This is a genomic window from Arthrobacter sp. UCD-GKA (assembly GCF_001863355.1).
Classification (GTDB): domain Bacteria; phylum Actinomycetota; class Actinomycetes; order Actinomycetales; family Micrococcaceae; genus Paeniglutamicibacter.
Genome location: NZ_MOLR01000008.1, coordinates 1 through 15,441, shown reverse-complemented (window position 1 = coordinate 15,441; position 15,441 = coordinate 1). Strand labels below are relative to the sequence as shown.

The window sequence follows — 15,441 nt, the reverse complement described above, 5'->3', positions numbered from 1 at the left end:
TCGGGGGTTAACACAAAAACTCGTGGGGGAACCAAGAATAGTTCCCCCACGAGCCTACGTGTAATTACGGCTGGTTAGGCACCGAAACGCGGGAAGGCGCCGGCACCGGCGTAAACCGCCGCATCGCCGAGTTCTTCCTCGATGCGCAGCAGCTGGTTGTACTTCGCCACGCGCTCCGAGCGGGCCGGGGCACCGGTCTTGATCTGGCCGGCGTTGGTGGCCACGCAGATGTCGGCGATGGTGGTGTCCTCGGTCTCGCCCGAGCGGTGCGAGGTGATCGTGGAGTAGCCGGCACGCTGGGCCATCGAGATGGCGTCCAGGGTCTCGGTCAGGGTGCCGATCTGGTTGACCTTCACCAGCAGCGAGTTGGCGGTGCCGGTCTCGATGCCGCGGGCCAGGCGCTCAGGGTTGGTGACGAACAAGTCGTCGCCCACCAGCTGGACCTTGTCGCCGATGGCGTCGGTGAGGGTCTTCCAGCCTTCCCAGTCGTCCTCGTCCAGCGGGTCCTCGATGGAGACCAGCGGGAAGTCGGCGACCAGCTGTGCGTAGTAGTCGCTCATTTCCTGGGCGGTGATCGACTTGCCTTCGAACTGGTAGGTGCCGTTCTCGAAGAACTCCGAGGAGGCAACATCCAGGGCCAGGGCAATGTCTTCGCCCGGGGTGTAGCCGGAGCGGGTGATGGCCTCGGTGATCAGCTCGAGGGCCGCACGGTTGGAGGGCAGGTTCGGGGCGAAGCCGCCCTCGTCGCCTAGGCCGGTGGACAGGCCCTTTTCCTTGAGCACGGCCTTGAGGTTGTGGTAGACCTCAACGCCCCAGCGCAGGCCCTCGGAGAAGGTCGATGCGCCGATCGGGGCAATCATGAATTCCTGGATGTCCACATCGGAGTCGGCGTGCGAGCCGCCGTTGAGGATGTTCATCAGCGGAACCGGCAGCACGTGGGCGTTCGGGCCGCCCAGGTACTTGTACAGTGGCAGGTTCGAGGACTCGGCGGCGGCGTTGGCCACGGCGAGCGAGACGCCCAGGATCGCGTTGGCGCCCAGCTTGGACTTGTTGGACGTGCCGTCCAGGTCGATCATTGCGGCATCGAGTGCACGCTGGTCGGTGGCGTCCATTCCCTCGACGACTTCGCCGATGTCATCGATGACGGCGTTGACGGCGCCAAGGACACCCTTGCCCTGGTAACGCTTGGGATCTTCGTCGCGGCGCTCTGCTGCCTCGAAGGCACCGGTGGAGGCACCGGAAGGAACCGCTGCGCGGCCCATCGAGCCGTCGGAGAGCAGGACCTCAACCTCAACGGTTGGGTTGCCGCGCGAATCGAGGATCTCGCGGGCGTGGATGGCTTCAATCAATGCCATGGGAAGGTACTCCTTCAAGGTGTGGATGTTGGTCGAACGTGAACTGCATGACGCAGGCGCCGTTGCCTGCCCCTAGCCTAGCTTGGGCGAGAGGCAGTTCACTAAGTTGTTTCCTGCGTTTCGCCCTGCGCCAATGCAATGCGTTGCTGCACGACAGTGCGCAGGGCTCGTTCGGCGTCGAGGCCCCGGGAACGGGCCGCGTCGCACAGGGCGAGCAGCTGCTCGCCCAGTTCCTGTTCGTTTTCCGGAGCGCCAAGGTGCGGCGCATCCGGCGGAACGATGGAATCCTGGTTCGTCCCCGTATCCACGCCGGGCGCGGCACCGGCATCGGTGATCGCCGCGTGCCTCTCGGTGCGGGAGAGAAAGGTTTGGGCATAGAGCAGCGCCGGCAGGTTCTTGGGCATGCCCGCGGTCGGTGACTCGTTCAGCGGTTTTTCGGCGCGCTTGGCGCGGTCCCAGGACTCGATGATCTCGGCGATCGAGTCCGGGAAGCTGTCCTTGAGGCTGCCGTCGGGGTGGAAGATGTGGGTGTTGCGGCGCACCATCTTCGCGGCCAGGAAGGCGGCGATGGAATCGAAGTCGAAGGACCGGCGCTCGGCGCCGATTGAGGCGTGCAGGAGCACCTGCAGCAGGATGTCGCCAAGCTCGGCTTCCAGCTCGGCATCCGGGGCGTGGGACTCGATGGCCTCGGTGAGTTCGTAGGATTCCTCGAGCAGGTACCGGACCAGGGATTCGTGGGTCAGCGCGGCGGTCCAGGCGCAATGTTCGCGCAGCTGGGAAATGATCTCGACGAGGCGGTCGACCTGCTCACTCACTGGTGGTTCTCTCCCCGTTGGTGCGAAGGGGCCGTGCACGTGCCGCTGCCGAAAGCAGCAGGCCGGATGCACAACCCGTGGGCGTCGTTGCCCGCGTCCAACACTATCGGACACCGCTCGCGCCGGACCCGCGGGCCGGATCCGGTGTCGGTCACATCCCGCGGTGGATGCCTGGTCTACAGCCCCCTGGATGAGGAATCCCCATCATGAACTTTCGGGCACGAGCCGGCCCCGAGGCGGCCGGTTCGGTGCGATGGTTCCCCGGACGGGCGGGGGCCTTAAACGCCGAGGCCGGTGCACCGGTGCCCCAAGACGGGCACTGATGCACCGGCGGCCGGTGCCGGGGAAGCGGCCGATCCGCTCCCCCTCGGGGTCGAGGGCTGGTTAGTCGTCGTCCTCGTCGTCGAAGTCCTCGAACTCGTCGTCGTCGCCGTTCTGCTCGTCGTTCATCTGCTCGTAGGCCTCGTTGATGAAGTCCACCAGCGCTTCGCGTTCCTCCAGCGGGAGGAAGGCCGCCTCGGCGGCGTTCAGCGTGAGGTCCAGCAGGTCTTCGAGGTCGTAGTCGAAGGCCTCGACGAGCAGCTCGAACTCGTCCGAGATCGTGGTGCCGCTCATCAGCCGGTTGTCCGGGGAGATGGTGACGTTGAACCCGGTCTGCACCAAGAGGTCCACCGGGTGAGATTCGATGCCGTCGCCGAAGGCGGCGGTGGCTCCGGTCTGCAGGTTGGAGGACGGGCAGATCTCCAGGGCGATGCCGCGGTCGCGGACCCAATTGGCGACCGGGCCCAGATTGACCAGGCCGGTGTCGTCGCCGACCTCCTCGCCGTCGTCGTCGAGCCCGCCGAACTGGATCTCGATGTCCTCGGCGATGCGCACGCCGTGGCCCAGGCGTTGGGCCCGTCCGGTGATCAGCGCGTCGCGGATGGAGTCAAGGCCCGCGGCCTCCCCGGCGTGCACTGTGGTGGGGAAGAAGTTCTCCGCCAGCAGGTCGAAGGCCTCCTTCATGCGCGAGGGCGGGAACCCGTCCTCGGCGCCGGCGATGTCAAAGCCCACCACACCGCGCGAGCGGTGGCGCAGGGCCAGCTCGGCGATCTCGACGCCGCGGTCGGCGTGGCGCATGGCGGTGACCAGCTGGCCGACCTGGATCGGGGTGCCGGCCTCGGTCAGCCGCTCGCTGGCCTCCTCGAGTCCCGCCTGCACGGCCTCGACGGCGTCGTCCAAGGACAGGCCGTCCCGCTGGTGCTGCTCGGGTGCCCAGCGCACCTCGGCGTAGACCACGCCGTCGGCGACCAGGTCCTCGACGAATTCGGCCGCGACCCGCTTGAGCGCGTCCTTGGTCTGCATCACCGCGATGGTGTGTTCAAAGGTTTCCAGGTAGCGCTCCAGCGAACCGGAGTCGGCCGAGGCCCGGAACCAGGCGCCGAGTTCCTCGGCGTTGGTGGAAGGAAGCTCGTGGCCCGCGGCGGCCAGCTCGATGATGGTTTGCGGGCGCAATCCCCCGTCGAGGTGGTCGTGCAGCGAGACCTTGGGAAGGGCCTTGAAGTCGAAGGAAGGGTCATAGGCAATGTGGATCATCTCGTCAGTCACCCGCCCAGCCTAGCGGGGCCCGACGGCTTCCAACAGTGGATCGGGGTGGTGTTGGGCCGAATGTTCACCCAACGCCCACCGCGTGTTCAGTTGCCGTCCGAGGCCATGGCTTCGGGTTCGGGGTCCTGCCCGGGCACTCGCACGGGGCGCTGTGCTTCCACGCCGCGGTGGTCCCCGTTGGAGTCCGGGTTTTCGTGTTGCGTGCCGCGGCGGCCCAGGCGGACCAGTACCGCGTGCGAGAGCTTGTCGATCAGGTAGCCCATGACGATGGCCAGGGCCACGGAAAGGCCGATGCCCAGCAGCTGGTTGTCGTGGAACCAGGCCCCTGCCACCACGCCGATGGCCACCGAATAGCTGGCCCAGGTCAGGCAGCCGGCAACGTCCAGCAGGGTGAAGCGCCGGTGCGAGAAGCCGGTGGCGCCGGAGCTCAGGTTCACCACGACCCGGCCGATGGGAACGTAGCGGGCGGTGAAGATCAGCATGGCCCCGCGCACGTTCAGCTCGCGCCGGGCAAAGGCAAAGAGCTTCTGGGTGCGCGGCCTGCGCATCCAGCCGAAGCGTTCGGTGCCGATGCGCCGTCCGAGCAGGTAGGCCATCTGGTCCCCGGTGATCGCCCCGACCGCACCGGCCAGGATCAGCAGGTAGACATTGGGGATCCCGGTGCCGGCCGCCACGACACCCAGTGCCACCAGCAGCGTCTCGGACGGAAGGATGGGCAGGAAGCCGTCGATGAAGCAAAAGAGGCAAACGACCGGCAGAATCCACCACGCGTTTGCCGCGTGCACGATGGCTTCGTTGATCAGATCCACTAAGAAACCGGCTTTCGATTATTTGGTGCGGGCCACCCCAATTACCCCAAGGTGATGCGTATCTTGTTTCCAAGCCCCGCGTGGTTCCCATTCTCCCGCATGTTGCACGCAGTGCGCATCATTCCGCAGGCTGAATCGCGCCGCGTTGCACCTGGTCCTTTCGGATCAGGTGCAACGAGGGTTGCTGGCGGTGTCACGGCGGTGTCCACGATCAGACCGTGGGTCAGGAAGCGGTGATCCGCTCGTGGATCAGCGCCATGTCGGGGCGGCTTCCGGCCGGGGCAATGGTAGCGGCCTTTTCGAGGCTTTCCCGTGCCCGCTCGAAGCGTTCGGGGGTGTCGGTGAGCATGGTGGCCAGCGGCTGGCCTCGGCGCACCAGGTCCCCGGGCTTGGCGTGCAGGCGCACGCCGGCACCTGCCTGCACCGGGTCCTGCCGGCGGGCGCGTCCGGCGCCCAGGCGCCAGGCGGCGACCCCCACATCCATGGCATCCAGGGAGGTGACGACTCCGTCGACCTGGGCGTAAACGATGTCCGATTCCCTGGCCACCGGCAGCGGCGCGCCGTTGTCCCCGCCCTGCGCGGCGATCATGGCCCGCCACTTGTCCATGGCCCGCCCGTCCTTCAACGCGGCCGCGACGTCCACGTCGGTGATCCCGGCGCCGGCGAGCATCTCGGTGGCCAGCGCGATGGTCAGTTCCACCACGTCGGCCGGGCCTCCCCCGGCGAGCACGTCGATCGATTCGGCGACCTCGATGGCGTTGCCGGCGGTGAACCCCAGCGGGGTGTCCATGTTGGTCAGCAGCGCCACGGTGTGCACCCCGGCATCGGTGCCCAGGTTCACCATGGTGCGCGCCAGCTCGCGGGCATCTTCCAGGGACTTCATGAACGCGCCGGAGCCGACCTTCACGTCCAGCACCAGCGCGCCGGTGCCCTCGGCGATCTTCTTGCTCATGATCGATGAGGCGATCAGCGGGATGGCCTCGACGGTGCCGGTGACATCGCGCAGTGCATAGAGCTTCTTGTCCGCCGGGGCCAGGGAGGCGCCGGCGGCGCAGATGACCGCGCCGACCTCGGAGAGCTGGCGCATCATCTGCGCATTGGTCAGATCCGCGCGCCAGCCGGGGATCGCCTCGAGCTTGTCCAGGGTGCCGCCGGTGTGTCCCAGCCCGCGGCCCGAGAGCTGCGGGACGGCCACGCCGAAGACGGCAACCAGCGGGGCCAGCGGCAGGGTGATCTTGTCCCCCACCCCGCCGGTGGAATGCTTGTCGGTGGTGGCCAGTGCCCGCCCGGCCGGGGTGCGCAGCGTGGAGAAGTCCATGCGATCGCCAGAGTTGATCATGGCGGTGGTCCAGCGGGAGATCTCCGCCCGGTCCATGCCGTTGAGCAGGATCGCCATGTTCAGCGCCGCCATCTGTTCCTCGGCGATCACCCCGCGGGTGTAGGCGTCGATGGTCCAGTCGATCTGCTCGCCGGACAGGGTGCCGCGGTCGCGCTTGATGCGGATGATGTCAACGGCGTCAAAGTTCTCGGTGCTCATGAATGCTCCCTTGTCGGAAAACCTTGCCCCGCCCACCCCCTGGGGGGGTGGGCGGGGCAAGTGGTTTAGAGGTTGTGCGGCCCGAACGCGTCGGGCAGCACCTGTTCCATGGTCTGGATCCCGCGCGGTGTCATCAGCACCATTTCGGAGCCGCGGTGCTCGGAGAGCAGCTGCCGGCAGCGCCCGCAGGGCATCAGCGCGGCCCCGGAGGAATCCACGCAGTAGAAGGCGTGCAGTTTCCCGCCTCCGGTGGCAAAGAGCTCGCCGACCATGTTGCATTCGGCGCACAATGTCACCCCGTAGGCGGCGTTCTCCACGTTGCAGCCCGAGACGATCCGTCCGCCCTCGGTCAGCGCCGCGGCGCCCACCTTGAACTTCGAATACGGCGCGTAGGCCCGCTCCATGGCCGCGACCGCGGCCAGCCGCAGAGTTTCCCAGGTTTCCTCGGTGACTTCCGGCATCTGCATGGCGAGGCTACTCCTTCACGTACGGGACGCCGTCGGCAGCCGGCGCCCGGGACTTGCCGACGAGGCCGGCCACCGCGAAGATCGTCACGGCGTAGGGCAGCATCTGCATGAACTGGCTGGGGACCGGGGTGCCCAGGATGGTCAGCACGAAGGAAAGGTTCAGCGAGAAGCCGAAGAGCAGCGAGGCGAAGAACGCCCCGACCGGGTTCCAGCGGCCGAAGATCAGCGCGGCCAGGGCGATGAAGCCCTGCCCGGCGGTCATTTCCTTGTTGAAGGACGAGGAGGTCACCAGCGTGAAGAACGCACCGCCCATGCCGGCCACGACGCCGGCAAGCACCACGTTCCAGAAACGCAGCGAGTTGACCTTGATGCCCACGGTGTCCGCGGCCTTGGGGTGCTCGCCCACGGCGCGCACGCGCAGCCCCCAACGGGTCTTGAACAGGCCGAACCAGACCAGGAAGACCGCCAGGTACATGCCGTAGCCCAGGATCGTCTGGTCGAAGAAGATCGGGCCAAAGATCGGGATGTCGGCCAGGAGCGGGATGCGGATCACCGAGAACGCCGGGGGCGCATTGAACTTCTCCGGGTTCTCGACCATCACGGTGGAGAAGAAGAAGCTGGTCAGCCCGGCCACCAGCACGTTGAGCACGACACCGACGATGACCTGGTTGACCAGGTACTTGATGGCGAAGACCGCCAGCACCATGGACACCAGCACCGAGCCGACGACCGCGGCCAGCACCCCGGCAACCAGCGAGCCGGTCATCGAACCGACGATCGCCGCGCAGAAGGCGCCGGCCAGCAGCTGGCCCTCGATGGCGATGTTGACCACGCCAGCGCGTTCGCACAGCACCCCGGAGAGCGAGCCGAAGATCAGCGGGGTGGCCAGCGTGAAGGACCCGGCAATCAACCCGGAGAGGTACACGTTGGGGGTGTTGGCGCTGCCGATCACCCAGACCAGGAAGGAAATGGTGAAGACCGCGGCGAAGACCGGCAGCATCCAGCGCTTCGGCTTGGCCCCGGCGCGCACCAGCACGAACGAGTAGGCCGCAATCCCCAGCAGCACCAGGGCCCCGGCCCAGCCCACGAACGTGGTGCCGAGCACCAGGTCCGGGACGGAGATCTTCTGCGAGCCGTCGGTGATGCGGAAGCGGGCCTCTGCGTGGGGGCTGCCGACGGCGAAGCCGGCCAGGGCCAGCAGCCCGAGCACGGTGTAGGTGATCGGTGCGGTCCAGGAGCGGACCACGGCCCGGGTGGCCGCGGCACCCTGCGGTGCCTTGGCGATGGTTGCGTGGCTCATGCTGCACCTCCGGTGGCTGCCTTGGCGGCCTTCTGGGTCYTKGGCTTGGACGTGCCGATCCGGAAGATCGAACGCACCAGCGGCGGTGCCGCGATGAACAGCACGATGAAGGACTGGACCACCAGCACGATGTCGATGGGGATGCCGGTGTTGGCCTGCATGCCCACGCCGCCGGCGCGCAGCGCGCCGAAGAGCAGCCCGGCGAAGAGCGTGCCGATGGGGTTGGAGCGGCCCAGCAGCGCCACGGTGATCGCGTCGAAGCCGAAGCTGGCGGCGATGCCGCTGGAGAGCGAGCGCTCGGTGCCCAGGATCTGGGCGGTGCCGGCCAGCCCGGCCAGCGCACCGGCAATCAGCATGGACAGCAGGTAGGCCCGTCCCACGTTGATCCCGGCGGTCTTTGCTGCCACCGGGTTGGCGCCCACGGCGCGCAGCTCGAATCCGGTGGTGGAGCGGTTCAGCAGCCACCAGGTGAAGGCCACCGCGGCCAGCGCAACGACGAAGCCCCAGTGCAGGCGGAAGGCCGAACCGAACATCAGCGGGTAGGCGGCGGATTCCGCGACCGGCTCGGAGAGCGGGTTGTTGGAGCCCGGGCGCTGGAAGGCGGGGGTGGAGAGCAGGTACATCAGCAGGTACAGCGCGATGTAGTTGAGCATGATCGTCACGATCACCTCGTGCGCACCGCGGCGGGCCTTGAGGAACCCGGCGATGCCGCCCCAGAGCGCGCCGCCGACGATGCCTGCCAGCACCGCGAGCACCAGGTGGATGCCCACCGGCAAGTCGAGGGTGAAGCCGACCCAACCGGCCAGCATCGCACCGAGGATGATCTGTCCCTGGCCACCGATGTTGAACAGGCCCACGCGGAACGCCAGCGCCACGCCCAGGCCGGCGAGCACCAGCGGGGTGGCAATGGTCAGCGTCTCGGTCAGCGGGTAGATCGCATCCGAGAAGCTGGCGGCCGAGGTGTTCACGATGCTCGACTGGAACAGCGCGATGTAGGCCTCGGAGACCGAGGTCCACACGGCCGAGAACATGTCCCCGGGCCGCGAGAAGAAGTAGCTGGCGGTGGTGGTGACGCGCTCGTCGGTGACCGCGATCAGGATCGCGCCGACCAGCAGCGAGAGCACGATGGCCAGCACCGAGACCAGGCCGTTGCCGCTCATGATGCGGTGCAGCACCGAGCCCTCTGGCTTTTCGTGGTGCACCACCGGTGCCGGTGGCGGCACCGCGGGCGCCTCGGCGTGTTCGGCCGGGGGCAGTCCCGGGGTCTTGTCCATGCTCATTGATTGCCTCCGTTGCCGCTGTTGTTCTCGGCTTCCTCGTTGCTTGCCCCGGCCATCATCAGGCCCAGCACGTCGCGGGGGGTGTCCCCGGGGACGATTCCAACCAGCTTGCCCTTGTAGAGCACAGCGATCCGGTCGGCCAGCTCGACGACCTCGTCGAGCTCGGTGGACACGATCAGCACCGGGGTGCCGGCATCGCGTTCAGCGACGATGCGCCGGTGCAGGAACTCGATCGACCCCACGTCCACGCCGCGCGTGGGCTGCGAGGCAATGAACAGCTTCAGCGGGCGGGCCAGCTCGCGGGCCATGACGACCTTCTGCTGGTTGCCGCCCGAGAGCGTGCCGGCCTCGGACTCGGGGCCCTGGGTGCGCACGTCGAACTCGGCGATCTTCGCCAGCGCGTTCTTCAGCATCACCGCCGGTCGCATGTTCAGCCCGCGGGCGAAGGGGGCCTTGTCATACTGGTTCAGCACCAGGTTCTCGGCCACCGTGAAGGTGCCGATGACCCCGTCGGTGCTGCGGTCCTCGGGGACGAAGCCGACCCCGGAGTTGATGATTGCCTTGACCGTGCGGCCCAGCAGTTCCTTGCCGTCAAGCTTGATCGACCCGCTGGCGTGCTCGACCAGGCCCATGATGGCCTCTGTCAGTTCGGTCTGCCCGTTGCCCTGGACACCTGCCACCGCGAGGATCTCGCCCTGCGAGATCGAAAAGCTGACCGAGTCGAGCAGCACCTGGCCGGAGCCGGTGAGCACCGAGAGGTCCTTGACCGTGAAGGTCTCGGCCCCGAGCTTCGGGGCGTCCTTTTCCATGGTCAGGGACACCGAGCGGCCCACCATCAGCGCGGCGAGCTCGGAGGCGGGGGCCGCCGGGTCGGCCTTGCCCACGACCTTGCCGCGGCGGATCACCGTGATGACGTCCGAGATCGCCTTGACCTCGCGCAGCTTGTGCGAGATGAAGACCACCGCGGTGCCCGAGTCGCGCAGCTGGCCAATGATGGCCAGCAGCTCGTCGGTTTCCTGCGGGGTGAGCACGGCGGTGGGCTCGTCGAGGATCAGCACGCGTGCGTTGCGCACCAGGGCCTTGATGATCTCCACGCGCTGCTGCACGCCCACCGGCAAATCCTCGATGACCGCGTCGGGGTCCACACCGAATCCGTAGCGGTCGGAGATCTCCCGGATGCGGGCCCGGGTCTTGTCCAGGTCCAGGATCCCGGCGGCGCCGGTGTCCTCGTTGCCCAGGGCCACGTTCTCGGCGACGGTGAAGACCGGCACGAGCATGAAGTGCTGGTGGACCATGCCGATCCCGGCGGCCATGGCGTCGCCCGGCCCGTTGAACTTCACCGGCTTGTCGTCAATGAGGATGGTGCCCTCGGTGGCCTCGTAGAGGCCGAAGAGCACGTTCATGAGGGTCGATTTGCCCGCGCCGTTCTCGCCGAGCAGGGAGTGGACCTGCCCGGACTCGACGATGACGTCGATGTGGTCGTTGGCGGTGAAGTTGCCGAATTTTTTGGTGATGCCCCGAAGCTCGAGTTTCACGTTGGCTACCCGTTTCCCTTCTCATCCTGCCCGGTACGGGTCGAGGGGGTTGTAAGTGGAGGTGGCCCCCGCTGTCTCCACCCTAGTCACATACGGGCGAAGGCGGAATGCCGGAAATTGGCACGACCAAACGCGCCGTCCCGGACCCCGCCCGGGGGCCGGGGGGGTAACTATCGGACGACGCGTTTGGAGGGTGCTGCCTGGCGGCTGCCGCTACTTGGTCTTCGGGCTGGAAGGCGATTTGACCTTCACGGCGCCGGAGATGATGTCGGCCTTCAGCGCGTCGAGCTCGCTCTTGAGCTCGGCCGAAACCTTGGAGTCGAAGTCGTGGAACGGGGCGAGGGCGACGCCGCCGTTTTCCAGGGTGCCGACGTACGGGGTGGAATCGAACTTGCCTTCCACATCCGAGGTGACGACGTCTTCGACGGACTGGCCCATCTCCTTGACCACGGAGGAGAGCACGAACTCGTTGCCCGAGGCCAGGGACTCGAAGCCGTCGGCGTCGACCCAGATGACCTTGACGTCCTTGCCGCCGGCGTTGAGCTCCTTCACGGCGTCCATGGTGCCCAGGCCGACCGGGCCGGCCACCGGCATGATCACGTCGGCGCCCTCGTTGGCGAAGGTCACCGTGGTGTTCTTGCCCTTGCCCTGGTTGTCGAAGTCACCGGTGAAGGTGCCCGACTGCTTGGCAACGTCCCAACCCAGGACCTTGACGTCCTTGGACTTCTTCTCGTTGTAGTACGCAACGCCGTCGGCGTAGCCGTCCATGAAGATGGAGACGGTCGGGATGTTCATGCCGCCGTAGGTGGCGACCTTGCCGGTCTCGGACATGCCCGCGGCGAGGTAGCCGGCGAGGAATGCGGCCTGGGCCGTGTCGTAGATGATCGGCTTGACGTTCTTGGCGTCGATGGCGTTGTCGTCAACGATCGCGAAGTGCTTGTCCGGGTTGGCGGCAGCTGCCTTCTTGGTGTCGTCCGAGAGCAGGAAGCCGACCGTGATGGTGATGTTGCAGCCGCCCTTGACCATGGCGTTGAGGTTCGGGGCGAAGTCGGTGGCGGCCTTGGATTCGGCCTGCTTGACCTTGATGCCGAGATCCGTCTTGGCCGCCATCAGGCCTTCGTAGGAGGACTGGTTGAAGGAACGGTCGTCGAAGCCGCCGGAGTCCGAGACGATGCAACCGGTGAAGTCCGATGCGCCGGCCGGGGCAGAGCCGCTGGCGGAACCCGACGGGGCCGCTTCCGGGGCAGCGCCGCAGGCGGTCAGGACGAGTGCGGAAATGCCGAGCACGGCCGCGGCCATACCGGTCTTGCGCTTGATGTTGCGCATGGGGGTTCCCTCCATAAGGTTACGAGCTACAGGTCTTGGCGTGGAAGTGCAACAGGCGCCCCATGCCGGTTCCGGCACCGTGGCAGTGTGCACTGTTGCCAGCATCCACCGGGTGCCAAGCGTGAGTCGCCCCCTGCCGCTCCCGGACCGCTTCGTCAATGAAGGGACCGGAGGTTGGAAGGAACGGCTTCACATCGACCTAGCCTAGCCTGTAAAACGCTTGACGCGGGAAGGAAAATGTTACAACCAGATAACTCTGCGGGTGTCGGCTAGTCGTCCTCGCCGGCCCTGAGTTGGGCAATGGCCCGGATGGCAGCGGCGGCCATGACCGTCACGCCGACCTCGATGGCCGATTCGTCGGGGATGTAGTCCCCGCGGTGCAGGTCGTAGTCCTCCCCGCCGGGGGTGCGGGTGCCCAGGCGCATCATGGCCCCGGGGACCTTGTTGGTCATCCAGGCGAAATCCTCCCCGCCCATGGACTGCGGGGTCAGCACGATCGCGCCCGAGCCGATCTCGGCGCGGGCCGAGTCCTCGATGAGGTCGGTTTCCTCTTCGGTGTTGATCACCGGGGGCACCCCGCGGATGTGCTCGAGCTTGACCTCGACCCCGTAGGGGCTGGCGACCTGGCGGACGACCTCGTCGAGCAGGTCCCCGGCGCCCTTCCAGGCCTCGCCGTCCAGGCAGCGCATGGTGCCGGCCAGGTAGCCGGTGGCCGGGATCGCGTTCGGTGCGCTGCCGGCGTGGATCTGGCCCCAGACCACCGAGACCGCCGAGCGCACGTCGATGCGACGTCCCAGCACGGCCGGGACGTTGGTGGCGATCTGGCTCATCGCGAAGACCAGGTCCTCGGTCAGGTGCGGGCGGGAGGTGTGACCGCCGCGGCCGACCAGCTCGATCTTGATGGTGTCGCTCGCGCTGGTGATGGCCCCGATGCGGGTGCCGATCTTCCCGGCGTCGATGCGCGGTTCGCAGTGCAGGGCCAGGATGCGCGGGACCTCGTCCAGCACGCCCGCGGCAATCACGGCCAGGGCTCCCCCGGGCATTTTTTCCTCGGCGGGCTGGAAGATCACCCGGATGCGTGCGCCCAGCGGGGATTCGTCGTCGATGGCCTTGAGCACCTTGGCGACCCCGAGCATCACGGTGGTGTGGATGTCGTGTCCGCAGGAGTGCGCGACCCCGTCCACGACCGAGGCGTAGTCCAGGCCGGTCTCTTCCAGGATCGGCAGCGCGTCGATGTCGGCGCGCAGCCCCAGGGCGATCGGGCCCTGCCCGATGTCGACATAGGCGCCGGTCTCTTCCAGGGCGACCGGCTTCAGGCCGGCGTCGCGCAGCCGGTTCAGGATGCGTTCGGTGGTCTGGTATTCCACGAACGAGAGCTCCGGGTTGGCATGGACCTCACGGCGGAATGCCACCAGCTCGCCAACCAGGGGCTTGACCCATGGCTTGACGGAGGGCAATTTCAGGTCTTGATTCATACTCGTGCGCACCTGACCGACAATACGCGTTGGGACCTGCCCTTGGGCAGTCCGCTTCCATTTGTTGCCTTGGACATTTTGGGGATCCTCCTTTCTTGACAAAGGCCAAGGGGCCCGGTGCCGGCGGCGCGCCTTCAATGCGCACCGCCGGCACCGGGCCCCCTCTCAAAGGACCTTGCTAGGCGTTTTCCTTGATCAGTTCGGCGCAGCGTTCGCCGATCATCATCACCGTGATGTTCGGGTTCACCGTCACCAGTGCCGGCATCACCGAGGCGTCGGCCACGCGCAGCCCGCTCACGCCCTTGACCCGCAGCTGCGGATCCAGCGGGGACATCTGGTCGGTTTCCGCGCCCATGCGCACCGACCCTGCCGGGTGGTACACGGTGTTGTGGGTGCGTTTGATGTAGTCGGCGATCTGCTCGTCGGACTGCACCTCCGGCCCCGGGTACAGCTCGGTTCCGGCCCATTCGGCCATGGCCGGCTGGGCGACGATCTTGCGGGCCTTGCGGATTCCGGCGATCATCACCTTCATGTCGTGGCCCTGCTCATCGGTGAAGTAGCGCGGGTCGACCTTGGGCTTGTCGCGGAAGTCGCGGCTGCGCAGCCGCACCGTGCCGCGGGACTTGGCCCGGGTCACGTTGGGGGTCAGGCAGAAGGCGTTATCCGAGGTTGGGTAGCCCTGGCGCAGGGTGTGCATGTCGAAGGGCACCGAGCCGTAGTGCATCATCAGATCCGGGCGGTCCAGGCCCGCCACGGTGTGGGTGAAGATCCCGATCTCCCACCACTGGGTGGATTCGGTGACCATGGGCTGCTTGGCCTCCCACTGGATCACGCCCTCGGGGTGGTCCTGCAGGTTCGAGCCCACGCCCGGGGAGTCGGCCAGCACCTCGATGCCGTGCTCGGCCAGATGCTGCGCCGGGCCGATGCCCGAGAGCATCAGCAGCTTGGGGGTGTCGATCGCCCCGGCGCTGAGGATGACCTCGCGGCGGGCCGAGTAGTGGATGGTGCGCCCGAAGGCGCCCTCCACCGCGAACACGCCGGTGCACCTGCGGTCCTCGTCGAAGGAGAGCTTGCTGGCCTGCAGCCCGGTGAGCAGCGTGAAGTTTTCCCGCTGCGCGATCGGGTGGATGTAGGAAACCGAGGAGGAGGACCTGGTTCCGTCTTCCAACCTGTTGATCTGGAAGAAATTCGCCCCGTTGAGCACCGTCTGATTGTTGTTGAACCTGGCCCGCGGGATCCCGGCCTGTTCGCAGGCATCGAGCACCGCGACACCGCAGGGGTCGTTCGGCGGCACGTTCATCAGCCTCACCGGGCCGGCATCCCCGTGGTGCGGGGCATCCGGGCCGGCGTTCTCGTTGGTTTCCAGCTGCTTGTAGAGCCGGAAGGCCATCTCGGCGTTCCAGCCGGTCGCCCCGTGCTCGGTCTCCCAGGCGTCCAGGTCCTGGGCCGGGGCCCAGAACGCGATGCAGGAGTTGTGGCTCGAACACCCGCCCATGACCTTGGCCCGGGAGTGGCGCATGAACGAGTTCCCGTTCTCCTGCTCCTCGATCGGGTAGTCCCAGTCGTAGCCGGATTCGAGCAGTTCCATCCAGCGGTCCAGCTGCAAGACCTCGTCGATGCCCCGGTCATCGGGGCCGGCCTCGATCAGCGCGACCGTGACGGACGGGTCCTCCGAGAGCCGGGCCGCGACCGCGGCCCCGGCGGAGCCGCCGCCGACGACGAGGTAGTCGAATGCGGTCTGGGGGGTTGGTGCGTTCTCGGTGCCCACGTTCAGGTTCTCCATCCCTAGCTGTCCTTGTCCTGTGCCTGTGCCTGGTCCTCGAACCAGCCGGTGACCTGCGGGTCGAGGTTCTGGTAGATGTGCTTGGCTTCCTGGTACTCGGCCAGGCCCGTGGGACCCAGCTCGCGGCCCACCCCGGATTGCCCGAAGCCGCCCCATTCGGCCTGCGGCAGGT

Annotated in this window: 12 protein-coding genes and 1 pseudogene; all 13 read right to left on the bottom strand. The window is 67.2% G+C overall.

Annotated elements, in window-relative coordinates; all coding sequences use genetic code 11:
- Positions 1-74: 74 nt before the first annotated feature.
- Entirely contained in the window at positions 75-1,355 is a 1,281-nt protein-coding gene (eno, locus tag BLJ79_RS14225; RefSeq protein WP_071215429.1) for a phosphopyruvate hydratase, read from the bottom strand.
- 101 nt (positions 1,356-1,456) lie between these two features.
- Positions 1,457-2,170 (bottom strand): MazG nucleotide pyrophosphohydrolase domain-containing protein, encoded by a 714-nt coding sequence (locus tag BLJ79_RS14220; RefSeq protein WP_071215428.1) that lies wholly within the window; start codon positions 2,168-2,170, stop codon positions 1,457-1,459.
- Positions 2,171-2,554: 384 nt separating this feature from the next.
- Positions 2,555-3,745: an adenosine deaminase gene (locus tag BLJ79_RS14215; protein ID WP_139194908.1), complete on the bottom strand. Its 1,191-nt coding sequence runs from the start codon at positions 3,743-3,745 to the stop codon at positions 2,555-2,557.
- Between the two features lie 98 nt (positions 3,746-3,843).
- On the bottom strand, positions 3,844-4,566 hold the full coding sequence (locus BLJ79_RS14210) for a DedA family protein (protein WP_071215426.1): 723 nt from the start codon (positions 4,564-4,566) through the stop codon (positions 3,844-3,846).
- Between the two features lie 223 nt (positions 4,567-4,789).
- Positions 4,790-6,103, bottom strand: a complete 1,314-nt coding sequence (locus BLJ79_RS14205) for a thymidine phosphorylase (protein WP_071215425.1) — start codon at positions 6,101-6,103, stop codon at positions 4,790-4,792.
- 65 nt (positions 6,104-6,168) lie between these two features.
- Positions 6,169-6,570, bottom strand: a complete 402-nt coding sequence (locus BLJ79_RS14200; RefSeq protein ID WP_286135424.1) for a cytidine deaminase — start codon at positions 6,568-6,570, stop codon at positions 6,169-6,171.
- Positions 6,571-6,577: 7 nt separating this feature from the next.
- Entirely contained in the window at positions 6,578-7,870 is a 1,293-nt protein-coding gene (locus tag BLJ79_RS14195; protein ID WP_071215424.1) for an ABC transporter permease, read from the bottom strand.
- On the bottom strand, positions 7,867-9,150 hold the full coding sequence (locus BLJ79_RS14190; protein WP_071215423.1) for an ABC transporter permease: 1,284 nt from the start codon (positions 9,148-9,150) through the stop codon (positions 7,867-7,869). Before BLJ79_RS14190 ends, BLJ79_RS14195 begins: the two co-directional genes overlap by 4 nt.
- Positions 9,147-10,685 (bottom strand): ABC transporter ATP-binding protein, encoded by a 1,539-nt coding sequence (locus BLJ79_RS14185; RefSeq protein ID WP_071215422.1) that lies wholly within the window; start codon positions 10,683-10,685, stop codon positions 9,147-9,149. Before BLJ79_RS14185 ends, BLJ79_RS14190 begins: the two co-directional genes overlap by 4 nt.
- A 213-nt stretch (positions 10,686-10,898) precedes the next feature.
- A complete protein-coding gene (locus BLJ79_RS14180; RefSeq protein WP_071215421.1) occupies positions 10,899-12,011 on the bottom strand; it encodes a BMP family lipoprotein in 1,113 nt (370 codons plus the stop codon).
- Between the two features lie 269 nt (positions 12,012-12,280).
- Positions 12,281-13,486, bottom strand: coding sequence for an amidohydrolase (locus BLJ79_RS14175; RefSeq protein ID WP_071215420.1), 1,206 nt, complete (start codon positions 13,484-13,486; stop codon positions 12,281-12,283).
- A gap of 178 nt (positions 13,487-13,664) precedes the next feature.
- On the bottom strand, positions 13,665-15,269 hold the full coding sequence (locus BLJ79_RS14170) for a GMC family oxidoreductase (protein ID WP_071215419.1): 1,605 nt from the start codon (positions 15,267-15,269) through the stop codon (positions 13,665-13,667).
- Between the two features lie 2 nt (positions 15,270-15,271).
- Positions 15,272-15,441 (bottom strand): annotated as a pseudogene (locus BLJ79_RS24065) (aldehyde dehydrogenase family protein); the annotation flags it as partial.